At 34.6% G+C, this 22,939-nt stretch carries 20 protein-coding genes and 8 tRNA genes; 20 read left to right on the top strand and 8 right to left on the bottom strand.

The window, feature by feature from the left end; all coding sequences use genetic code 11:
- The first annotated feature begins 2 nt into the window (after positions 1-2).
- Complete coding sequence (locus tag MZO21_RS03705; RefSeq protein ID WP_248103133.1) at positions 3-464, top strand: hypothetical protein; 462 nt, start codon at positions 3-5, stop codon at positions 462-464.
- 91 nt (positions 465-555) lie between these two features.
- On the opposite strand, the gene dapE is transcribed toward MZO21_RS03705, so the two are convergent.
- From dapE to MZO21_RS03720, 3 genes are all read right to left on the bottom strand, one after another.
- Entirely contained in the window at positions 556-1,689 is a 1,134-nt protein-coding gene (dapE, locus tag MZO21_RS03710) for a succinyl-diaminopimelate desuccinylase (RefSeq protein WP_248103130.1), read from the bottom strand.
- A gap of 119 nt (positions 1,690-1,808) precedes the next feature.
- A complete protein-coding gene (locus MZO21_RS03715; RefSeq protein WP_154772843.1) occupies positions 1,809-1,958 on the bottom strand; it encodes an entericidin A/B family lipoprotein in 150 nt (49 codons plus the stop codon).
- Between the two features lie 117 nt (positions 1,959-2,075).
- The gene (locus tag MZO21_RS03720) at positions 2,076-2,933 is read right to left on the bottom strand and encodes a DUF1853 family protein (RefSeq protein ID WP_248103127.1); all 858 of its coding nucleotides are present in this window, start codon (positions 2,931-2,933) and stop codon (positions 2,076-2,078) included.
- 89 nt (positions 2,934-3,022) lie between these two features.
- Here MZO21_RS03720 and MZO21_RS03725 point away from each other — a divergent pair, with 89 nt between their 5' ends.
- The 11 genes from MZO21_RS03725 (at position 3,023) to MZO21_RS03775 (ending at position 5,555) form a co-directional block, all read left to right on the top strand.
- On the top strand, positions 3,023-3,406 hold the full coding sequence (locus tag MZO21_RS03725; protein ID WP_248103124.1) for a YbaN family protein: 384 nt from the start codon (positions 3,023-3,025) through the stop codon (positions 3,404-3,406).
- On the top strand, positions 3,403-3,909 hold the full coding sequence (gene elsL, locus MZO21_RS03730; RefSeq protein WP_248103121.1) for a cell wall-recycling L,D-carboxypeptidase ElsL: 507 nt from the start codon (positions 3,403-3,405) through the stop codon (positions 3,907-3,909). Before MZO21_RS03725 ends, elsL begins: the two co-directional genes overlap by 4 nt.
- 235 nt (positions 3,910-4,144) lie before the next feature.
- Positions 4,145-4,220: transfer RNA gene (locus MZO21_RS03735), tRNA-Val, on the top strand.
- 28 nt (positions 4,221-4,248) lie between these two features.
- A tRNA-Asp gene (locus MZO21_RS03740) sits at positions 4,249-4,325 on the top strand.
- 52 nt (positions 4,326-4,377) lie between these two features.
- A tRNA-Asp gene (locus MZO21_RS03745) sits at positions 4,378-4,454 on the top strand.
- Between the two features lie 22 nt (positions 4,455-4,476).
- Positions 4,477-4,552, top strand: a tRNA-Val gene (locus MZO21_RS03750).
- Positions 4,553-4,564: 12 nt separating this feature from the next.
- A tRNA-Asp gene (locus tag MZO21_RS03755) sits at positions 4,565-4,641 on the top strand.
- 29 nt (positions 4,642-4,670) lie between these two features.
- Positions 4,671-4,746: transfer RNA gene (locus tag MZO21_RS03760), tRNA-Val, on the top strand.
- Between the two features lie 47 nt (positions 4,747-4,793).
- A tRNA-Asp gene (locus tag MZO21_RS03765) sits at positions 4,794-4,870 on the top strand.
- An 87-nt stretch (positions 4,871-4,957) separates the two neighbouring features.
- Positions 4,958-5,033: transfer RNA gene (locus tag MZO21_RS03770), tRNA-Val, on the top strand.
- Between the two features lie 63 nt (positions 5,034-5,096).
- Positions 5,097-5,555 carry a DUF2750 domain-containing protein gene (locus MZO21_RS03775; RefSeq protein WP_154772839.1) on the top strand — a complete coding sequence of 153 codons (459 nt, stop codon included), beginning with the start codon at positions 5,097-5,099 and terminating at the stop codon, positions 5,553-5,555.
- Between the two features lie 117 nt (positions 5,556-5,672).
- On the opposite strand, the gene MZO21_RS03780 is transcribed toward MZO21_RS03775, so the two are convergent.
- The 3 genes from MZO21_RS03780 to yccS all read right to left on the bottom strand — a co-directional run bounded on the left by MZO21_RS03780 (position 5,673) and on the right by yccS (position 11,233).
- Positions 5,673-8,264: a PepSY domain-containing protein gene (locus MZO21_RS03780; protein WP_154772838.1), complete on the bottom strand. Its 2,592-nt coding sequence runs from the start codon at positions 8,262-8,264 to the stop codon at positions 5,673-5,675.
- Positions 8,265-8,413: 149 nt separating this feature from the next.
- Positions 8,414-8,974, bottom strand: a complete 561-nt coding sequence (locus MZO21_RS03785) for a YcxB family protein (RefSeq protein ID WP_154772837.1) — start codon at positions 8,972-8,974, stop codon at positions 8,414-8,416.
- Between the two features lie 84 nt (positions 8,975-9,058).
- The gene (yccS, locus tag MZO21_RS03790; RefSeq protein ID WP_154772836.1) at positions 9,059-11,233 is read right to left on the bottom strand and encodes a YccS family putative transporter; all 2,175 of its coding nucleotides are present in this window, start codon (positions 11,231-11,233) and stop codon (positions 9,059-9,061) included.
- A gap of 665 nt (positions 11,234-11,898) precedes the next feature.
- On the opposite strand from yccS, the gene MZO21_RS03795 reads away from it, so the two are divergent.
- From MZO21_RS03795 to MZO21_RS03830, 8 genes are all read left to right on the top strand, one after another.
- Positions 11,899-13,149 carry a DcaP family trimeric outer membrane transporter gene (locus tag MZO21_RS03795; RefSeq protein ID WP_154772835.1) on the top strand — a complete coding sequence of 417 codons (1,251 nt, stop codon included), beginning with the start codon at positions 11,899-11,901 and terminating at the stop codon, positions 13,147-13,149.
- Positions 13,150-13,365: 216 nt separating this feature from the next.
- Positions 13,366-14,841 (top strand): alanine/glycine:cation symporter family protein, encoded by a 1,476-nt coding sequence (locus MZO21_RS03800; RefSeq protein ID WP_154772834.1) that lies wholly within the window; start codon positions 13,366-13,368, stop codon positions 14,839-14,841.
- Positions 14,842-15,003: 162 nt separating this feature from the next.
- Positions 15,004-15,990 (top strand): patatin-like phospholipase family protein, encoded by a 987-nt coding sequence (locus MZO21_RS03805; RefSeq protein ID WP_154772833.1) that lies wholly within the window; start codon positions 15,004-15,006, stop codon positions 15,988-15,990.
- Positions 15,991-16,221: 231 nt separating this feature from the next.
- Positions 16,222-16,407, top strand: coding sequence for a hypothetical protein (locus tag MZO21_RS03810; RefSeq protein WP_154772832.1), 186 nt, complete (start codon positions 16,222-16,224; stop codon positions 16,405-16,407).
- A 307-nt stretch (positions 16,408-16,714) separates the two neighbouring features.
- Entirely contained in the window at positions 16,715-17,230 is a 516-nt protein-coding gene (locus tag MZO21_RS03815) for an acyl-CoA thioesterase (RefSeq protein WP_154772831.1), read from the top strand.
- Between the two features lie 138 nt (positions 17,231-17,368).
- Positions 17,369-17,935, top strand: coding sequence for a TetR/AcrR family transcriptional regulator (locus tag MZO21_RS03820; RefSeq protein ID WP_154772830.1), 567 nt, complete (start codon positions 17,369-17,371; stop codon positions 17,933-17,935).
- Entirely contained in the window at positions 17,925-19,145 is a 1,221-nt protein-coding gene (locus MZO21_RS03825; RefSeq protein ID WP_407061231.1) for an MFS transporter, read from the top strand. The genes MZO21_RS03820 and MZO21_RS03825 overlap by 11 nt, the downstream gene beginning before the upstream one ends.
- A gap of 9 nt (positions 19,146-19,154) precedes the next feature.
- Positions 19,155-20,048 carry a LysR substrate-binding domain-containing protein gene (locus tag MZO21_RS03830; protein ID WP_154772828.1) on the top strand — a complete coding sequence of 298 codons (894 nt, stop codon included), beginning with the start codon at positions 19,155-19,157 and terminating at the stop codon, positions 20,046-20,048.
- Positions 20,049-20,649: 601 nt separating this feature from the next.
- On the opposite strand, the gene MZO21_RS03835 is transcribed toward MZO21_RS03830, so the two are convergent.
- Together MZO21_RS03835 and MZO21_RS03840 are read right to left on the bottom strand one after the other, a co-directional pair.
- The gene (locus tag MZO21_RS03835; protein WP_154772861.1) at positions 20,650-22,257 is read right to left on the bottom strand and encodes a bifunctional 3-(3-hydroxy-phenyl)propionate/3-hydroxycinnamic acid hydroxylase; all 1,608 of its coding nucleotides are present in this window, start codon (positions 22,255-22,257) and stop codon (positions 20,650-20,652) included.
- Between the two features lie 319 nt (positions 22,258-22,576).
- The gene (locus MZO21_RS03840; protein ID WP_154772827.1) at positions 22,577-22,762 is read right to left on the bottom strand and encodes a hypothetical protein; all 186 of its coding nucleotides are present in this window, start codon (positions 22,760-22,762) and stop codon (positions 22,577-22,579) included.
- Positions 22,763-22,939 lie beyond the last annotated feature (177 nt).

A 22,939-nucleotide genomic window follows, 5' to 3' on the forward strand; every position in this document is an offset into this window, starting at 1 on the left:
AAGTGAGTCAAAATTCAGTAAGTTCATCACTGATTGATCAGATTAGTCAGCAAGAATTACATCATTTAATTACCGTTTCGACGGGATTTATCGATGCCTATATTGTTGAATGCCACAATAAATCTCCAATGTTGATTCCGCAAAACATTGTGCTTTCAGCACTCGATAGTCCTACAAAAGTGAAGACTGTTGACTGGCATGATTTAAGCTTACCTGTTTATTCTGTATGTAATCCAGATAAAACATTAGGCGTTGCTTTGGTTATTGAAGGTGATGATATTGATCAGCGTTTTGCATTAATGTGCAATGAAATGCCTAAAACAGTACGTTTGCGTATTTCTGAAATTGTAGATGATGAGCGAGAAAATTCTGATACTACAATTTTCCAATATGTGAAAATGGGCGATAAAGACTACCATATTCCGCATATTGCCAATATTCAGCTATCTCTTGGCATTAAATAAGTATTTACTTATTAAATTGAATACAAATAAAAAGGAACTCCGCGGAGTTCCTTTTTTATGTCTCAAAAATATTTAATATTTTGTGAAAATATTAAGCCAATAAATTTTCTAAAATTTGTTCATAAATTTCAGCAAGAGGCTCTAAATCATCGACATTTACATGTTCGTTAATTTGGTGAATGGTTGCATTCAAAACACCTAATTCAAGCACCTGAGCGCCTGTAGGAGCAATGAAACGACCATCTGAAGTACCACCACTGGTAGAAAGTTCAGTTTCTACGCCAGTCACATTTAAAATTGCACTTTTTGCAGCATTTACCAATTCACCAACAGGCGTTAAAAATGGTAAACCTGAAAGCGTCCAAGAAATTTCATATTCAACATTATGTCGATTTAAAATTTCTAATGTACGCGCTTTTAATTCTTCAGCAGTTACTTCTGTTGAATAACGGAAGTTAAATAGCGTATTTAATGTACCAGGAACAACATTTGTTGCACCTGTACCAGAGTTAATATTTGAAACTTGGAAAGTTGTTGCAGGGAAATATTCGTTTCCGTTGTCCCAAACTGTTTCGCATAATTCAGCAAGTGCTTTAGAAAAGCTGTGAATTGGGTTAACCGCAAGGTGCGGATATGCAACATGACCTTGTTTGCCTTTAACCGTTAAATTGGCATTTAAAGAACCACGACGACCATTTTTAACAATATCGCCAAGTTTGTTTGTGCTAGATGGTTCGCCAACCAAACACCAATCCATTTTTTCATTACGTGCTTCTAAAGTTTCAATCACTTTAACAGTGCCGTTAATTGATGGACCTTCTTCATCTGACGTAATTAAAAATGCAATAGAACCTTTATGAATAGGATGTTTTTTGACAAAGCGTTCAGATGCAACAACCATTGCCGCAAGCGCAGTTTTCATGTCTGCACTACCACGACCATATAATTTCCCATCACGGATTTCTGGTACAAATGGATCAGAGTTCCAAGCATCTAAGTTGCCTGTAGGTACAACATCGGTATGACCTGCAAAACAAAATACAGGAGCTTTTGTACCTTTACGCGCCCAAAGATTATCAACATCATCAAAACGCATATTTTCAATATTGAACCCAATTTTTTCTAAGCGTTTTGCCATAATGTCTTGGCAAGTATGATCAACAGGGGTTACCGAAGGTTGGCGCAATAATTGTAAGCTAAGCTCAAGAGTTTCAGACTGAGTCATACCAATAAAAACACATTAAAAAAGTGTTCCTATAATAGGCGAAAGTGAAACATAAGTGGAATTTTTACACATAAAAAAACCCTATCGAAGATAGGGCTGTACAGCATAATTAAAGCGAATTAATTATTACGAATTTCTTGCGATGTTTTTTCTGCTGTTTTACTTACAGCATCACCTGCTTTAGAAACATCTTGACCCACACCCTTTACGGTATTACAACCAGTTAAAACAAATGCAAGAGCGATTGAAGCAACAAGGATTTTTTTCATAATGTATTCCATACCTTTAGGTTAAATTTTTATTACCTAATTAGATTAAAAAATAATCTGAAAAGTATTGTTGATTTTTTATGGTGCTTAAGTAAACAAATGTAGCTCGCTTTGCGATCAATAAAGCTTTAATAAATTTGCATTTCTATACATATAAAAGTTTTGAGTTTCTGGTTGTAAATATAAACCATCTGTCCACCACAGCGCTGTTTCACTGCTTTTTTCTATATGAGGACAAATCCATTCTTGCCGACTTAATCTATAAAAATCTTGAGACGAATCTTTAATAGAAGTTCCCCAAACTCCTAAACGTCTATTTGTATTAATCCAATTCGGTTGTAAGTTGTTTTTTGAATGTTCGGGTAGAAATAATTGACCTTTCATTACCGCAAATTTGTGTGAAATTTCATAATCTAATGCATGACTAAATTGAAACTGCTTTTGAGTAAAATGATTAAGTTTTCTAGCGAAAGTGTCACTTCTATTTAAGCCGTACCAAAAGGGCAGTGATAAATCTTTTTCTGCTAAATAATATTTAAGCGCAACTTCCCAATGTTCAATACGGTTTTCTTTATTGTTGAAGATGAGGAAGTCGAGTTCGCCAACTGTTTTTGGTCCATCAATAATTTGAATACTGTGCGCTAATAATTTGTAAAAATGATATTTATCGTCTAGCAACCAAAACCAAAAAAACATTTCAAAGCGTAAACCTAAGCGCGTGCTTTTAAGTTTTGCTAAAAAAATATCAAGTTCTGTACTGTCTAAATCAAGCGCATTTAAACGACTTTCATAATTGTTATAAAGTTCTAACCAATGTTCATTTGAGTGAAGATTAAAAGAATGTTGAATATTTAGTTCATTAGGAATGCGAGATAAAATATTTGGACTAGCAAGAGCAAATGCAAGTTGACGAACAATCGGAGTTTTATATTTTAGCCAAGGTTCTACGAATGATGATGTTTGAGCGTAGGGCATGTTAAATCCAAGCTAAAAAGTGCAGAAATGCAACGGATAATCATTTAAAACCACTTATACTACAAAAATGATATACGTAGGAAAAATCTATGAGAACGTTGTTTTGGCGAAGTTTGGTTATCATCTTCGTAATACTTGGCTTTATAGGGGCATTATTGCCAGGTATGCCAACAACTGTTTTTCTTATATTAGCAGCTTGGGCAGCATCAAAAGGTTGGCCGCAAATGGATGCTTGGTTATTAAACCATCCTAAATATGGGGCGACATTAAAAGCATGGCGTGCAAATGGAACTGTGCCAAGAAAGGCAAAGTGGTTCGCAAGTATTATGATGCTTATTAGTGGAATACTCATGTTATTAACGAGTGCACCACTTGGCGTTAAAATATTTACAGATGTTACGATGTTGATTGTTGCAATTTGGCTATGGTTAAGACCAGAACCACTTGCTAAAGCAGATGAGGTAGAGCAATGAAATATGCTTTAGAGCAAGCCGATATATTAATAGATTTAGAAGAACAAATTTTATATTTACCAAAGCACAATAAATTTTATGTGATTTCAAGTGGATTGAACGGTATTGGTGAACAAGAAAACTCAGGTAAAACTCCAAGAGGTTGGCATGAAGTTGCATTAAAGGTAGGTGAGAATACACCTGAAAATACTGTCTTTATTGCACGACAAGAAACTGGAGAAATCTATAACCAAGATTTAGCAGAAGCATTTCCAGAAAAAGATTGGATTTTATCTCGCATACTTTGGCTGAGTGGTTTAGAGGAAGGTTTTAATTTGGGTGAGGGGTATGACACATTCAAACGTTATATCTATATACATGGAACACCAGATTCAGAACCTATGGGCATTCCTAAGTCACATGGTTGTATTCGAATGCGAAATGTAGATGTTATTGAACTATTTGATTTGATTTCAGAGAAAGCATTGGTCTATATTTCAGAAAAAAAATTGCTGAATATTTAGAAAAAGACGAAATAAATATAGTGATCTTTGAGTTTTTATTAAAAAAAAGTACGGGTGAATATTTAAAGACAAATCTTAAATTCTAGAAAAAATACAGAATTTGCTTGTTTTTGAACCGAATAACCTATTTTTTAATCACTCAAACTTAAAATGTGGAAAACAGTTACAAAAGCGTTTGACACACCGTCAGGATTCTCTATAATGCACCTCATCAAGCGATGAAGTCGATTTGAAAGGGCGCTTAGCTCAGTTGGTAGAGCGTCTGCCTTACAAGCAGAATGTCGGCGGTTCGATCCCGTCAGCGCCCACCAAGCTTCTTTCAAAGTTAAGATACTTAATGCAGCGGTAGTTCAGTTGGTTAGAATATCGGCCTGTCACGCCGAGGGTCGCGGGTTCGAGTCCCGTCCGCTGCGCCATATTAAGTTTCTTGATAAATTGTTTGTGCTTTAATAGCGATATTATGTAAGTGCAGCGGTAGTTCAGTTGGTTAGAATATCGGCCTGTCACGCCGAGGGTCGCGGGTTCGAGTCCCGTCCGCTGCGCCATTTACGTAATAAAACTTTTAAAGGGCGCTTAGCTCAGTTGGTAGAGCGTCTGCCTTACAAGCAGAATGTCGGCGGTTCGATCCCGTCAGCGCCCACCAGATTTTTGTGATGCAGCGGTAGTTCAGTTGGTTAGAATATCGGCCTGTCACGCCGAGGGTCGCGGGTTCGAGTCCCGTCCGCTGCGCCATCCTAAAATCAAAATTTTTGACCCTATAAGGGCGCTTAGCTCAGTTGGTAGAGCGTCTGCCTTACAAGCAGAATGTCGGCGGTTCGATCCCGTCAGCGCCCACCATCTTTTATTTATTTAAAAGATAAATGCTTAGAAATAAGTATAGCGATGCAGCGGTAGTTCAGTTGGTTAGAATATCGGCCTGTCACGCCGAGGGTCGCGGGTTCGAGTCCCGTCCGCTGCGCCATTTTTCATTCCCTGAAGTGGAAAATGTATGTTTAAAGCAAGTTTCTTTCTTGCGTCATAAAAACAACACTGTTGTTTTTATTCCTCAGGGCGCTTAGCTCAGTTGGTAGAGCGTCTGCCTTACAAGCAGAATGTCGGCGGTTCGATCCCGTCAGCGCCCACCATATATTTGAAAATAATAAAAATTAGACATATTATAAAACTCAAATTAAATAACAATATTTATTATGAAAAATCCACATTACCGTAAACCCAAATCAACAGCTCAATCTGATATTAGCATCCAAGATAATTATCTAAATTTTTTAGACACGATTATTACTCAAGGTTATGTGTTTGGTTTATATAATGAAGGGTGGGCGCTATGTGCAACGCATACAGGTCAGCAAAGCCTTGCTATTTGGAGTCATAAAAATTTAGCAAGTATGTTAATGCGCGATGATTGGGCTAATTATAAAATCCAAAAAGTCACATTAAAATTATTTTTAGAAAAAATTATTCCTTATTTAAATGAAGTAAAATATATTCTTTCATTGAATTTATCGCCTGAAGGTCGAAATATTCAAGTTAATCCTGAAAAAATGTTATTAGATTTAAAGTCAACGTTATATAAATTGTATATATCTAGACCAGATCTTTATGAGAAATTGGATTTGCCATTACCTCGAAATATTAGACTTCATTAATCTAGAATCTAATTACTAAATAATTAATGCGTATTTAAATCAGACAAATAAAAACCCGAGTCCTAGAACTCGGGTTTTTATTATTTAATAATTCAACTTCATTGGTGAAAGATGAGGTTAATAAACATCGCGTCTGTAACGACCATCTTGACGAAGTTGATCTAGCGTATTTTCACCTAAAATTTCATTGAGTGTGCGATCTACATCTGAAGCCATGCCATCAATACTACCGCAAACATAAATGACAGCACCATCAGCTATCCATTTTTTAAGCGCATCAGCATTTTTAGTGAGTTTGTGATGAACGTAAATTTTCTCAGCTTGATCTCTAGAGAATGCAAGATCTAAGCGCTGAAGCATCCCCATATTTTGCCAAGCTTCAATTGTTTCTTGGAAGAAATAATCGTATTGAATTTGACGTTCACCGAAAATTAACCAATTCTGAGAATAATCTTGACGAACACGTGAATGGATTAAGCTCATTAAGCCTGCAATGCCCGTACCATTACCAATACAAATAATCGGTCTATTATCATCAATTAAATGGAAAGATTCATTGGTGCGAATACGTAAATTGATAGTGGTCTTTAATTTAGAATATTCGGTTAACCAACCTGAACCAAGCCCAAGTTGAGCAAGATTATCCGATTGCTGGCGCACAACGAGTCTTAAAACTTGCTGAGATGGAATGCTCGCAATTGAATATTCACGCGTTGGTAAGTCAACAAGTTGTTCTAATAAATGATCCAAATTTGCAAATGGTTCAATTTCACGTGTTAAATCTTTATATAACAATGCTTGTTCAATTCGAATGCCAGAAGAATCAACTTTAAGGTTTTCAGTAATTTGGTGTTTAAGCATAAATTGCTGAATTCGTTTAGGGCTATTTCCTGGTTGAATTTCAGCAATATCACCTGCTTGCCAAATAGCATCGTGAGTAGGGGTAAGCTCAATACTAAATGCAGGTGCGCCTAAACTGTTAGCATTTAGTAATGTACGATTTTTAAGTGTCCATTGATCAAATGTTTTATCAATAGATACATGTTGTAAATCGAGTTTCGTTGCTTGAGCGAGTGCTGTATTCCATTGCTGAATATGATCTTTGTTCGCGTTATCAACTTCAATCACATCGAAAAGAGCTGTCGCTTTATTGTTTTTAAGCCATGTATTAATCGCATGACCAAAACTACAATAACTTTCTGCATATTCTTTTGAACCTAATGCTAAAACAGCATAGTTCAAATGGCTTAAATCTACAGATGAATTCAAGATTTTTTTAACAAAACTTGATGCTAAATCAGGTGCTTCACCTGTGCCATAAGTACTCGCAACAAATAAAACTTGTTCTGTATTTTCTAAATCTTGCAATGTAATTTGCTGTGCAGATTTTACAGTTACAGGTTGATGTGCTTCTTGTAAGCTTGTTGCTGTACTCCAAGCAAGTTGTTCTGAAACACCTGTTTGTGATGCATATACAATCAGCCAAGGTTTTGCATTAGGATCTATGGTGAAACCAACTTGTGAATTACGTGCGGCAAGCGTTAATTTCTTTTGCTTACGACGTTTCAGGTAAAGCATCCATCCTGTAACAAAGAATAATGGCATTAATAATGATGAAATCATTGCAAAGAACTGATACACAGGACCAAAGAAACTGCCTCTATGTACAGGTAACATGCTACTCATGATTTTTTCATTTAACTTTTTATCTTCATATATTTCGACATCTTTTAGTTCTGAAGATTTATAGTTAAATGTGGCTTTATTGCGTGCACGTTCATGTTGTGGAATGGCATCTACAAAACTTAACTCCATTTCACCATTTGGTTTCTTTGGAATGGTTAATGTAAGAGTGGAGTAGTCTCGACCAATTTGGTTATTAAAACCACTCCAAGTTTGAGTTAATGCAATATTGATTTGCTCAGGACTTAAACCATCACGACTATTTTTAGGTGACTTTGTTTCAGCACTTTGTGGATTTTGCCCTGCTACAGGTGTTTCAGGACGAGGCTGATTTACTTGCATTTGAGGTTGTGGGCGTTCAACACCAAGTACTTTGAACATGCCGTTGCGCCACCAATCGTATGACCAATATAAGCCTGTACATGCAAATAATAGATAGAAAATTACCACCCAAGTACCAACAACTGCATGTAAATCCCAAATAAAATTGCGACCTTTTAGCTTTGGTTTAACAGCAAACCATTGCTTTAATGAGTGCTTTTTTGGCCAACGTAAATATAAGCCACTTAACACAAAGAAAATTAAAATAAGTGTACAAGCACCAGTAATTTGTTTACCTACAGGGCCAACAGTTAAATTTCGATGTAATTGTTGTATAAACTGAAAGAATTCTTGACCTTTGATTGCAGGTAATGTTTCTGCTGTATACGGGTTAATCATGACATTTACGCCGCGACGAGCACCTTCTTTTGCAATATTGACTGTAGATGATGCAGTAGGATCTTTCGCAACAGTAATACTATTTATTTTAGAGTCAGGATTTTCTTGATTAAACTGTTGAAAAATTTGAGCAGGTGTAAGTTTTTCTGAGTTTGGAACCTGAACAAAATAGCTATCTTGGTTGATTGCTTTTAGAATTTGTTGTTCGTATGAGTAAATTGCACCTGTAACTCCCATAAGGGCGAGAATGAGTCCAGCACTTATTCCAAGAAACCAATGTAATTGAAAAAATATTTTCTTAAACATGAGAAAGGCGTAGTTATAAATGAATTAATTGTAATTATATATGAAGATATTGAAGGGATAATGAATAATTTAAATAATAATTATTCTCAATAGTAATTAACCTAAAATAAAACCTCCACGAAAGGAGGTTTTATAAAGATAACTAAAAATTAAATGCTTTTAGCTTCACCAACCGTTTCTTTTAAATGCTTACGAATGGTATTAAAAGAGAAGTTTTTAGAATCTAAACGTTTTGGTAAAATGTATGCACCTTGCTGATCTTTAACTTTGAAGTTAACGAGCAGAAATTCTGGTGTGTTGTACCATTCATAGATGTCTTTCCAACCAACACTACCAACACCTTCTTGAAGCCCCATTTTTTGACGCATCACAATACCGTGAGGTTGAACACCTAAGCGGATACCGGCAATATCTTGAACAGGGAATTCGTTCATTTTGCGTTTAACATACCATTCTAGACCAAAGCGACGAACTAAGTAGTAAGTCACAACACTGACAAGTGCAACCCAACAGAAAATTGTTGAATAGTTTTTCAGTAGAACGATACCCAAAATAGAAAGTAAAGTAACAACACCCATGATAGCCCAAGCTTTCATGCCAATTTTATTGGTACTACGCCAAATTGTCAGTTGAGCGTGACGTTGCTCAGCTTCAGAGATTTCGTAGCTCACAGGTTGTAATGTATAAGCGTATAAATTTTTCGCGGTCATAGTAAAATTAACAAATTCAGAACTGTAAAAAGTGTAGCATTAATTGAGACATATCAGGAGTATATTGTTGCAAATTCATCCTATTTATAAAGATGCTAATTCTGTTGAATGTTCATCTCTATCATGACTCAAGCTTTGCTTTAAGCGACTAAGTTGATTCAATATACTCATCATCAAAGATAATTGCTGTAAAATAATGAGAGATTTTTGGTCTTCATCTGTATTTAGCGTTAAGCGTTGACGAATTTTTTGTAGCATGTTCTGAGCACTTAAATCAGGTACTTCATCTCGAAGTAATGCACCATTAATATCATTCAGCGCTTGATCTAGCAATGCTAAAATCTCTTGATCTTCAATTTTTTCTCTATGTGCACCTAAAGCCGCGATATAACTTAAGAAAGTGTGATTTAAACATAAAAATTCAAAGGCACGTGCTTTCTGATCTTGGTCAAAATCTGGTTCGGTCGCTAAGGTAGATATTAATGATGCGACGTCTGCATCTGAATTATGCGCAGCACGTCGAACAACGCGATACGTTAATCCGTTATTTCTGCCTGTTTTATATTGTTCAATAATTTCTGCTAAATAATTACTTTGTGCATTAAGTGAGCGTGAAATATTGCGTGGTAAGCGTCTAAATTTCCAGTCTGGGAAAATAAAAGTCACCCCAAGCCAAGCCAAAGCACAGCCAATGAGTGTGTCGATCATACGAGGGAAGGCTGCTGCAAAACCTAAGCCATCTAAATTAAAGTTAATTAAAGCAAGAATGGTAATAAAAGCAGTCGCTTGTGCGTATTGCTTACTGCGCAATTCAAAGAACAATACACCGCTAATAATAAGTAGAAGTAATTGCCCCTCGATAGAAGGAATAAAATACAAGATGGCATAGCCAATAATAATACCAATCAGCGTACCGACTATTCGCAATCTTAAACGTCGTTTTGTGGCGTTAAAGTTAGGCTGAATAACAAATAATGCGGTTAATAGCACCCAATATCCATATTGAATATCTGTTACTTGTACGAAAATATAAGCAACTAAAAGCACTAAAGATAATCGAATAGCATGACGGAACAATACAGATTCGGGTGTTAGGTTTTGTCGAATGCGCACGACAATGTCATCCCAACCTTTTAAGTCATCGTCTTTAAGTTGGTTTTCAATATGCTTTGATTTATCTAGAGAAATATTACGTTCTGTTTCAAGGTTTTTAAGTTGAGCATCAATGGATTTTAAATTTTGATACAGTGAATAAAGTGCATTTACCCAAATTTGGTCGAAGGCATCATCTTCTTTTAATTTTTCAAGTGAATGTTTTAAATTTTGAAATGCATGTTTAAAGCGAAGACTATGATTATAAACTTCACGTTTCATAATGCTTTGGCTTAAATCTTTACACGCTTTTCCCTGTAAAGCCAAAATGCGTTGGAAGCGGAAAAGTACATCGCTATGTTCGAAAATTTTAGCTAATTTTTGGTAATTAATATGTGCTGAGTCTGCACGTTCGTGAATATCTTGAGCAACAAAATAATATTGTAAGCTGCGACGAGTATCCTTTTGCCCACGGTCACCTTTTAAACGTGTGAGTAAAACAGTCTTAACTTGGTTGAAAATTCCAACTAATTTCCCATTTTCTAATGATAAATCAATCATACTTTGTTGATAGCTTTCAGGTGTCATATCTACATCAAAAAGGTTGGATTTTGCAAAAAGAAAATCACCTAAAGATGAATATGAAATAGAAATTTTATCTTGAACTTCACGTACAGGAAAAAGTAGGAAGCTAATAGTAGAAATTAATCCATACCATGCTGCGCCTATTACCAATAAAGCAGGCTGAATATACCAATCCTCAAAAAGATGAACCCCCAGCATTGAATAGACAGAAACAACCAAACAGCCATATGCAATTGTGGCGTATCTTCTACCTAAAGAACCTAATAAAATTAAACAAATACAAGAAATAATAAGTCCACAAGCAAACAAAACTGGATGTGGAAAAAGCAGCTGAATAGAGGTTGCAGTTATGAAAAAACCTAAATAGGTATAAAGTTGGTTTTGAAGTCGTGCTGAAAAGCGATCATCAATATCACTAATTCCTGCTGCAACAACGCCTAATGTTAAAGGGATTGTTGCTAACTGGTTGCCCATGAAATAGGGTAAAAAAGCAGTTCCTGAGAATGCAATAATCATTCGAATGTTGTACATAAACGTCGTGTTGTAAGTCGTTTGTTTTAGACGTGTAAGCCAAGATTTCAAAACATATCCCTTATTTGTTTGGTTATGGATATTTCAGCTAGAAGACAAGGTATGAAATAACCTAATAATTGCGGTAAATCATACTATGGCTATGCTAATTATGTCTTTAAAGATGATTGTAAAAGTGTAGATAAACATCAAAAAAGCACAGAAAATTTAAGTTGTTGAAATTATTTGGTTTAATTTTTTGGGGAAGTCTGTTGTGTATATTACTTATTAAATGAGTCAAGTGAGTTTTCCTAATGTTTTAAACGTAAGGAATAATATTTATTATATATCAGTTAAATAGCTTTCTATTTTTAGACTAAATATAATACATAAGTATATGAATAAAAATTAAATAACGTGAAAAATATTTAATTAAGTATATATAAAACAGATAGATATAAATTAGTATAAGTTTTTTAGATTAATATCTAAAATTTGTTCAGTAAAAATGATTTTAATATTGGTAAGAACTTGTTACATTAAATCCATAATTCAATAAATGTATTTTTCATGGATTGAATTAATAACTAAATTACACGAGTTGTAATAATTACACTTTAAGCTTCTGTATGCGGATGTTTCATCTATAGAGCTTTTGAGTTTTACGGTTATTAGGAATTATAGATAACCTTAAAAGAAAAAGTCACGGACGCAAATTTTAAATTTTGGAGAACTTCATGAGTCAATTGCTAACTACTAAGTTTGTAGCTAAAAGCTTGGCAGCAACTGTATCTGTTTTAATGTTAAGCACGGTTGCAAATGCTGCAACAGCAGAGCAAAAGCAAATTCAACAGCTTCGTCAAGAAGTTGAAACATTAAAAACATTAATTCAACAACAACAACAAGTGCAATTGCAGCAAGCTTCTCAAATTGCGCAAGTTAAAGCTGCACCACAATCTGGTTTAGCTGGCTTGAAATCTAAAGCTGGTGCAGATGTTAATCTTTACGGTTTCGTACGTGCAGATGCAAACTATATCATTAATGGTGCTGATGGGGACTTTAGTGGCGTTGCTTCTACTGAAAATCAAGTAAATGATAAACTTCGTTCTACAGTTAAAACTACACGTTTAGGCTTGGATTTTAAGTCTAATGTAGAGGGTGCTGATGTTGGTGGTAAAATTGAAGTTGATTTTGCTGGTAAAACTGAAGATTCAACAGGTACTGGTATTCGAGTACGCCATGCATATTTAACGTACAACAACTGGTTGGTGGGTCAAACAACGTCTAACTTCCTAGGTGGTGCTTCACCAGAGATGATCGACTTTTCTACGAACGTAGGTACAGGTACGGCTCGTTTACCACAAGTTCGTTATGGTTTAAACCTTGCTCCACAAACAAAATTAACGTTCTCTGCTGAACAAGGTAAGAGCGCAATTGCTACAGGTAAATATGTAGCTCCTGTTCTAACAGCTAAAGTTGTTCAAGGCTTTACTGGTGGTAATGTTTCAGCGCGTGCATTTGTAGAACATTATAAAGATGATACTGCAAAAGATGATGAGGTTGGTTATGGTGTAGCTGGTGGTGTAAGCTTCAAACCAATTGAGCCATTACAGTTAGTTGCAGATGTTTCATATGTGAAAGGTAACAGTAACTACTTAATTGGTAGTAATAATGCGTATTCAGTTGTAGATGGTAATATTGAGCAAAATGAAGCAATTGCAGCAAATATTGGTGCAACTTACAGTATTACTCCAAAACTACGTACAACATTAGCTTACGGTACAATTATTGCTGATGATGGAACTAAGTTTGCAAAAACAAATGCTGCTGCAAATGAAAAATTATCTCAAGCATGGGTGAATTTCATTTACTCACCAGTTAAACCAATTGATTTTGGTATTGAGTATGTGAATGGCGATCGTAAGACATTCGATGGTAAAAAATTCAATGATGACCGTGTTGGTGTAATGGCTAAATACAACTTCTAATTTAAACATTCAAGTTTAAATGTAAAACAGGAGCTTAATGCTCCTGTTTTTTTGTTTGTTTTTTCTTTTATTTATTAGTAAATTGTAAAATATAATTAAAAAAATATTTATAAAAATGCATAATGCGTTCACATTTTAGGGTGTGAATTCATTTTTCTAAAATATGTTTTAAACCTTAATAACAAATTTTCTAATTTCAAGCTTGTAGGATTGCATATGGATGAGCATTTAAACGAACGCTTATTAGCCTTAATCAATACGCTTAATACGCCCCTTTGGGATTTTTTAGTTATATTTCTTTTGGCTGTTGGTGGTTTTTACACACTCATTACAGGTGGTGTGCAAATTCGCATGCTTTTTCACAGCTTAAAAGTGATGAAACGCAGCCGTAAAGAAGGCGATGATGATCATGGTATTACACCTTTTCAGGCTTTCGTTACAGGCTTAGCAAGTCGAGTTGGTGTAGGTAATGTAGCGGGTGTAGCCATTGCAATTGCGATTGGTGGACCTGGTGCTGTATTTTGGATGTGGTTCACGGCATTGTTAGGGATGAGCTCTGCATTTGTTGAATCATCACTTGCTCAGCTATTTAAAATTAGAGATAAAGAAAATAAACAGTTCCGTGGTGGACCTGCTTATTATATTACACAAGGTTTAAAGCAAAAGTGGCTTGGCGTCGTTTTTGCAATATCACTTATTTTTACATATGGTTTTGTGTTTAATGCTGTGCAAGCCAATGCAATTGTAGGTGCGACTTCACATGCGTGGGGTTGGGATAAGGCAAACCCTATTATTAATTTAGGTGGTTTAAACTTAGAAGTATCATGGGTTGGCATAGCACTTGTTCTACTTACAGCAATGGTTATTTTTGGTGGTATTAAACGAATTGCTAAAGTCGCTGAAAGTTTTGTGCCATTCATGGCTATTTTGTACTTAGCTGTGGCACTTTATATTGCTTTCGCAAACTACAGTATTTTGCCAGACATTTTCCATTTAATATTTAGCAAAGCATTTGAATTTGATGCAGCGGCTGGTGGTTTCTTTGGTGCTATGGTTTCTATGGCAATGATGCAAGGGATTAAACGAGGTTTATTCTCAAATGAAGCTGGTATGGGTTCTGCGCCTAATGCTGCGGCAGCATCAGATGTAAAGCATCCTGTAAACCAAGGTCTTGTACAAATGCTTGGTGTATTTGTAGATACATTTGTTGTATGTACTTGTACTGCTATTATTATTTTAGTTTCAGGTTTATATCACGATGCGGGCTTTGAAGGCGCGACTTTAACTCAAATGGCTCTAGAAAGTCAGATTGGTGTTTGGGGTGGAGATTTCTTAGCAATTATTTTATTCATGTTCGCATTCTCATCTATTATTGGTAACTATGCTTATGCAGAAGGGAATATTCAGTTTATTAATAACAATAAACAAGTGATGTTTATCTTCCGTGTGTTTGTATTGGTTATGGTTTATTTTGGCGCAATTACAAGTGTTCCGTTAATTTGGAATATGGCCGATTTATTCATGGGAAGCATGGCAGTCATCAACTTATTTGCAATTGTCTTGCTCACACCATTCTTTATGATGTTACTTAAAGATTATAAAGCGCAGTTGAAAAATGGAATTGCAGAGCCAGTTTTTAAAATGGATGATCATCCTAAATTTAAAGACAAAGTAAACTCAGATATTTGGTAATTTGTCATTTTTAAAAGCCTCTTTGATAAGAGGCTTTTTTATATTTGAAACATTATGAAATTGAATTTTATAAAAGTTAACGAAAGTTAAGCTAGATATCTTCAATTTATCCATAAATTATTTGTATATTATGCGCGGTCAATTTATACGTTTAATGGAATAATGTTGAAAGTAAATCTTATATTTGGGTGTGTAATAATATTTCTAACAGGCTGTCAAAGCATTCCCCAAGTTCAGCAAAATAAGAATAAGACAGCAGCAATTGCGCCTCATACTTTAGATGATGCTCGTGAAGTATCAAACCAAATAAATTTCAAAAATTTAAAAAAAGATGCGAAAAAACCAATTATCGCTTTAGTCTTAGGAAGTGGTGGAGCACGTGGTTATGCACATATTGGTGCAATTGAAATTTTAGAAAAAAATAATATTCATCCAGATTTTATTGTGGGAACAAGTGCGGGAAGTATTGTTGGTTCGCTTTATGCAAGTGGTAAAAATTCAAGTGAGTTACGAGAAATTGCCTTAAATTTAAAAGCCAATGATGTACGAGATGTTACTCTCGATAAAAAAGGTTTTTTTGAAGGTAAAAAAGTCGAAGATTTCATCAATAAAGAAGTCAATAACACACCTTTACAGTCCTTAAAAATCCCCATGTATGTGATTGCGACAGAACTAAAAGAAGGCAAAAAGGTTGTATTTAATTATGGTAATACTGGGCAAGCAGTACGTGCTTCTGTTGCTATTCCAAGTATGTTTATACCAACAAAAATTGGTGATGACGAATACGTAGATGGTGGTTTAGTTAGTCCAGTACCTGTAGATGTGGCGAAAAAACTAGGCGCAGATATTGTGATTGCGGTGGATATTCTGGCACAACCTGTCCATACAGAAACTTCGAATATTTGGGGGCTGTTTAATCAGAATATTAATATTATGCAAAAGCATTTAGCACAGGAAGAATTGAAAGGTGCAGATATTGTGATTCAGCCAGATTTACGAGAGAAAGTGCATATTTTTGATGTAAGTGGACGTGAAATTACAATGCTGGCAGGGCAGAATGCAACACAAAAAATTTTGCCGGAATTAAGAAAAATAATTGATAATTATCCGCTTTTAAAGCGTTCTAATCGCTTAATTGTGAAAGAGTGATTTTTATATTAATAAATAAAATAAAAAAATATCAGATTAAATAACATACTGAAAAACCAATTTTATTTTAAATTATTAAGATTATTTTTATATTAGTGTATTTTTTGTAAATATAAATCTATTAGTTAATTCAAGAATTTAGGTTTATCGTTTGGTCTTATTTTATTATAATTTAGCTATAAAGGAATATTTAGTTTTCTAAAATTTCAAACATTAACACAGGGGTTGTATATGAATGACATACACATAGGTTCAAACGTAATGATGGCAACAGTAGAAAATATTGTATTTGAGGTGATTAACAAAAATGTAGATGGCTCATTTGAAATAGAAGCAAAGTTAGACGGCACAAATATTATTAAATACGGAAATATTGCACAAGAAATGTTGAGATTAGTTGCACAAGAATCGAAGTGAATTTTTACTTTTAAATAAGCTAGGTAGATGGATTTACCTATATTATTATTATTTTTAGATTGTTTATTTTTGTAATACATAAATAGTTGAATATTAAAGCTTTTAAGTATGGTTGGTTAATAAGGATATAAAAAACAAAGGTTTGTGATTTTTATATTATCATTGCACTATATTTTAAAAAGAAATGGTTAATAAATATAAAAAATAATGATGATATTTTTAGACCGTTAAGGGTAAAAATAATAGAAAAAAGCGATATAATATAATTCACATATCTTTTTGTCTTTGAATGAGTCTAGAGAACGTAATGTCCCCATTAGATCAAATTGCCCCAATATTAGATGACCAGTCTGAACTTACAATGTCAGTCTTAATGACACCAGACATGGCAAACTTTTCAGGTAATGTTCATGGTGGAACAATTCTAAAATTACTTGACCAAGTAGCTTATGCTTGTGCAAGTCGTTATTCAGGTAGTTATGTTGTTACGCTTTCTGTAGATAAAGTAACGTTTAAAGAACCCATTCATGTAGGTGAAATGGTAACTTTCCTTGCAAGTGTGAATCATGTTGGTCGTACTTCTATGGAAATTGGTATTCGTGTAGAAGCACAAAATATTCAAAAGCGTACTGTGCGCCATACAAATAGCTGCTATTTCACAATGGTTGCTGTTGATGAAAATGGTAAACCAAAACATATTCCAGCATTAAATTTAGATAATGATTGGAAACGTTGCCGTTTTGAATCTGCGGAGCATCGTAAAGTTGCTCGTTTACAAGAAAGCCATCATCCTTCTTGCAGTATTTATAAGAAATCAAAGTAAGTTTTATGTAATGAAAAGACTCCTTGAAGGAGTCTTTTTTTATGTAAAAAATAAACATGTACATCTTAAGTTGTATAGAAAGTAAGAGTATTTGAATTGTAAAATGAAACGATACGTATCGTTTTGTTTGGGTGGTGTATGGAAGAGAAATGTTCGCGGAAACAGCATGAAATTTTAAATGCTGTCATAGAAGCGCTAGAAGAAATGGAATATACAAAACTCACCATTGAAGATATTGCTATCAGAGCGGGCGTAGGTAAATCAACAATTTACCGCTGGTGGAAGCATAAATCAGATGTCGTATTTTCAGCTTTTGCTTATAAAACAGAGTCGGTATTTGATTTGGATTTTAATCAATCTTTAAAATTCAATTTACAGCAACAGTTACTGAAATTGAGTCATGCATTAAGCCAAGGCGTTGGGCGTGCTTTATTGGTTGTTATGGCAGAACATCGTGAATCGGCAGGGAAATTTTTCCAACAATATTTGTTACCACGCCGTGAGCTTGTTAAAAAACTTCTTCAAAACTCTATAGAGCGCAAAGAGATTATTGCAGATTATCCTTTTGATATTATGCTCGATAGTTTGTATGCGCCTTTGCATTATCAAATTATCTTTTTTAATAAAATTCCAGATGAAGTTTATATCTCAAAATTAGTGGATTTTATTTTAAACCCAATTTTGATTAAAAATTCTGCCGAGTAAAGGACCTTTTAAAATGAACGAAATTACTCAGCAACGTTTATGGAATAAGTCATTTATTCTTTGTCTTTTCAATAATTTATTTCTCTTTACTTATTACTTTGCATTACTTGCTGTTTTACCCATTTATATTATGAAAGATTTGGGTGGAACCATTGAACAAGCAGGTTTAGCACTCACGCTGTTTTTAGTTTCATCTATTGCTATTCGACCATTTTCAGGATTAATCAGTCAAAAATTGGGGAAAAAACTGACATTTAGAGGTTCAGAGCTTTTCTTTGTTTTATTTGCATTGAGTTATCTTTGGATTGATAGCATGTGGACTTTGTTGCTTGTGCGTTTTCTACATGGCTTTTGGTTCAGTATTTTAACAACGGTTACAGTTCCTGTTGCAAATGATTTTATTCCTGAACATCGTAAAGGTGAGGGGATGGGATATTTTGTAATGTCTACGAATTTGGGCGTTGTGATTGGACCATTAATTGCTTTAACTGTCATTCAATTTGCCAGCTTTAATACTTTATTTGCATTGCTTTCTGTATTAATGGCTGTAGGTTTTATTTTTTGTTTAATGTTAAAAATTCCAGAGCAACAGTCAGAAGTTAAACAAATAGAAGAGAAAAATACCAAGCTTACATTGCATGACATTATTGAAACGAAAGTGATTCCTGTTGGTTTGGTGGCGTTACTTACCGCTTTAACTTATTCAAGTATTTTAAGCTTTATTACAGCCTATAGCGAAAGTAAAAATCTCTTTGAATACGCAAGTATTTTCTTCATTGTATTTGCTGTTTCTATGATTGTGGTTCGACCTTTTGTTGGCAAGATGTTTGATCGTAAAGGTCCAAGTGCTGTGATGTATCCATCCTTTATTTTCTTTGCCATTGGTATGGTGCTTGTGAGCTTTGTGAATAATCAATGGACGCTTTGGTTATCTGCGGTATTCATTGGTATTGGTTATGGAACGCTATTTCCTTGCTTGCAAACAGTAGCCATTCAAACTGTACCTAAAAATAGAATGGGGCATGCAATTTCCACATTCTTTACGTTATTCGATATTGGACTTGCTGTAGGTTCAATCATTATGGGTATTTTTATTTCTTGGATGGGTTTTCAAAATACATTCTTACTATGCAGCGTAATTATTGTTTTAACGCTATTAGTTTATAAAGCTACTGTTGCACCTGCACTAAGTCAAAAGAAAAGTGCATAGGAGATATTCATGGAGTTAAGGCACCTACGTTATTTTGTTGCCATTGCAGAAGAGCTTAACTTTACTAAAGCTGCAAAGCGTATGTGTACTGTACAGCCTTCATTAAGTCAGCAAATTAAAGATTTAGAGCATGAAGTTGGTGTGCAGTTATTGGTGCGTACAAATAGAAAAGTCGAGCTGACAGCAGAAGGGCAAGCGTTTTTAAAACAGGCTTTACTTTCACTTGAGCATGCAGAACAAGCTATTCAAGATGCGCGTAAAGTTGCTAAAAAGAAAGATTTGGAACTTAATATTGGTTTTGTACCTGTGGCTGAAATGAAGGTGTTTCCTTACATTATGCCAAATATTCGAGCGCAGTTTCCTGACTTGAATATTCAATTCCATAGTCAGACCGATGCAGATCAGTTTAAAGCACTTAAAAAAGGTGATTTGGATATTGCCTTTACACGCTATGTTGATGAGTCTGATGATATTGAGTTTGTAGAAATATTTAGAGAGCCTTTGGCTTTAATTGTTCCTAAAGACTCACCATTTGCAGCGCAAAAAAGTGTAAGTATTAAGAGTTTTAATCAGCAGAATTTTGTGATTAGTGATGAAGGGTCTTCGCCTCAATTATATAAAATTATTCAGGACTTTTTTAAGAAGTCTAAATTGAATGTAAATGTGGTTCAGCATTCTACTAATATTTTATTGAACGTGAATTTAGTTGGTATGGGCGTGGGTTGGAGTTTAGTTCCTGCTTATGTTATTCCGCTTTTGGGCGATAAAATTGTAGTTAAAAATACCATTGAACCTTTGCCAATGATTGAGCTTTATGCGAATTATCCCAAAGGGCAAAAAAATGCTGCAATTGATTTGATTTTAAAAGTGCTGAAAGATCAGTTTCATTTAGGGTTTAATTAAGATTTAGCAGTGTTTTAAAAAAGCCCAATTGATTGTGATTGGGTTTTTGGGATTTTGTAAAATATTGATTTAAAGTAAGAAGATCGATTGTTATGTTGATTTTAGGAACTCTTAATTTATAAGTGGACGTTATATTATCAAGAGTTCATTAATTCTGGATGAAATGTTAAAAAAACATAGCCTAATAACAAAGCAAACATTCCAACTAAACCATAAAATCTTAAATATATATCTAAATTGCTTGAGTTTTCATCTACTGAAGGCATTCCAATGACAGGTGTATTATGAAGTGCTAACAAAAATGGTACTGGAGCTAATAGAAATAGTATTATTTCAGGGAAATATAATTGTGTATCGATAACATAGAAATATCGTATTGTGCTTAACGTACAGATAAGAATTGAGAATATAAACAATTTTTTACGATATTTTCCCATTATATAATTTAAAAGTAAGTTTCTTAACATTTTGGTTCTTTCAGTAAATTAACATAATAGCAATTATACAAATTAGAAAATACTTAAGCATTTTTATATAGTTCTCTAATTCCATTCAATAAAAAACCACGCATTTGCGTGGTTTTTTGATGCTGAAGCCTAACTTAGCTTACATGCATTTTAGAGAATAAAGCTTGGCTTGTACGTTCAAGCGTTTGTGGAATAGCAAGCGCAGCTACGAAACGGTCAGGACGTAAAATAGCTACAGATTCTTCAGTTTTGCCAAACCAAGTACGAATATCTGTACCCATGTCACCAATTGTGATTACATTTTCAAACTGTTGACGCTTTTCATTGCCAAATTGAACAGCAGGAATTACTTGAATAAATTTCACGCCAAGTTCTTGCCACTTTTTCATTGTCGCTTCAGAAAGACCCCATTTCGGATCTACACCCCAAGCCACAATAGCAAAGTCATTACCAATCACTTCATCGAGTAATACTGTTTGACCAGACTCTAATTTAACTTCAGGCTGAATAAACATTTTACCTACAGGAGAGTTTTTCTTCGCTTGTGGGAGTAAAGCACCATCGTTGTATTGAGGCATTGGTTTAAAGCGCATTTCCAATAAGTATTGCTTAATTGGTTTAATGTAGTTCAATGCGTAGGCAATACCATCACGTACAACACCATGCCATTTTTTAGGTGGCGCAAGTACATGACCTGCCATTACAGAAAGGTCAATCATCGCCTTTGCATGATCTTTACGTTCAATTTGGTAGCTGTCCAATAATTCAGGCTTCGCTTTACCTTGAATAACAAGCGCAACTTTCCAAGCAAGGTTAAAGGCATCACGCATACCACTGTTGTAACCTTGACCTTGCCATACAGGCATAATGTGTGCAGCATCACCCGCAAGTAAAATACGATCTACACGGAATTTATCTGCAATACGTGCATTGTGTGTGTAAACACGTTGACGAATAACTTCAATATTTTCTGCATCAGGCAATACTTTAGAAAGTAATTTTGCGATGTTTTCAGGTTTGCTTAATTCTTCCTGAGTTTCACCTGGCATTACCATGAATTCGAAACGACGAATGCCGTGTGGTAAAGCTGCCGATACGTATGGACGAACAGGGTCGCAACATAAGTAAATGTGTGGTGTTGCAAGAGGATCGTTTTCGATGTCAATTACAATCCATTGGTTTGGTGCAGTCTTACCGTCAAAACCAATATCTAAAGTACGACGTACAATCGAGTTACCGCCATCACATGCAATTAAGTATTTCGCACGGATTGTTTCAGTTTGCTGATCTTTAGTTTGGATGTTTAAAGTCACGCCTTCAGCATCTTGAGTAAACTCAGTTAAGTTGCGTGAAAATAAAACTTCAGTTTTTTCGTATTGTTTTAAGCCATTAAGTAATACGTTATCCACTTGAGGTTGAATAAATGCATTACGACGTGAGAAACCAAATTCACGTGTTAAAGGCTGAATATCTGCAAAGCAATGACCTTTAGGCGTGAGGAAACGCATGGCATGATTTGGTGTTGTATGAGGAAGTACTTGGTCAACCAAACCTAAAGATTGAATGGTTCTTAAAGATTCATCATCAATACCAATTGCACGTGGGTAGTCAATGAGTTGGTCAAGTTGTTCAATAACAGTAACTTGAACGCCTTGTTTACTCAAATAATTGGCAATAGTTAGACCAACAGGGCCTGCACCCAAAATAGCAACTTCTGTGCTGTAATTTGTTTTATGTGCCATAGTGAATTTACATTCCATCACGAATCCAATGATTGGATGCTATTAACAAGTATTTGTATGGAATGAACAAGCTAGTCGATAGTGTAAAACTTGGGTATGGTTTATGGGGCAAGAAATATTAATATTTATAAGTTATTGATAATTATATTAATACATTGAATTTTGGATTGGGTAATATAATCAAATGATCATTTTTTTCTATGATAAATATATATTGATATAAAAAATAGCTGAATAGTCAGGCTATTCAGCTATTTGAATACATTTAAGTAACTTAAAAAATGGAAAATTACTTAACAATATTTAGAAACTCAAATAATTATTGAGCAACTGTTTCAGAAGTTGCTACTTCAGAAGCCGCAACAGGTGCAGAAGCATCTGTACCTTGTTCTTGAGCAACTACAGCTTCAGCATTTTGAGTAGGAGTTTGTTCAGTTGAAGCAGCAAAAGAAGTCGCAGCGGCAGCAGCAATAGTTGTAGCAAGTAAAATTTGTGAAAGTTTCATTTTTGGCAACCTTAATTAATATAAATATTTAAATCAACATCTACCATCACATAGATATTGAGTGCGTTTATGCTAATTGCTGATGTTATTTTGAGCAATAAAAGTAACAAAGAGAAACAGCTCTATTAACTGAGCAAATACATAAGCCTTTAATTTGTTTTTCTTCTGTGAGAAATA

The sequence above is a fragment of the Acinetobacter portensis genome (assembly GCF_023158935.1).
Classification (GTDB): domain Bacteria; phylum Pseudomonadota; class Gammaproteobacteria; order Pseudomonadales; family Moraxellaceae; genus Acinetobacter; species Acinetobacter faecalis.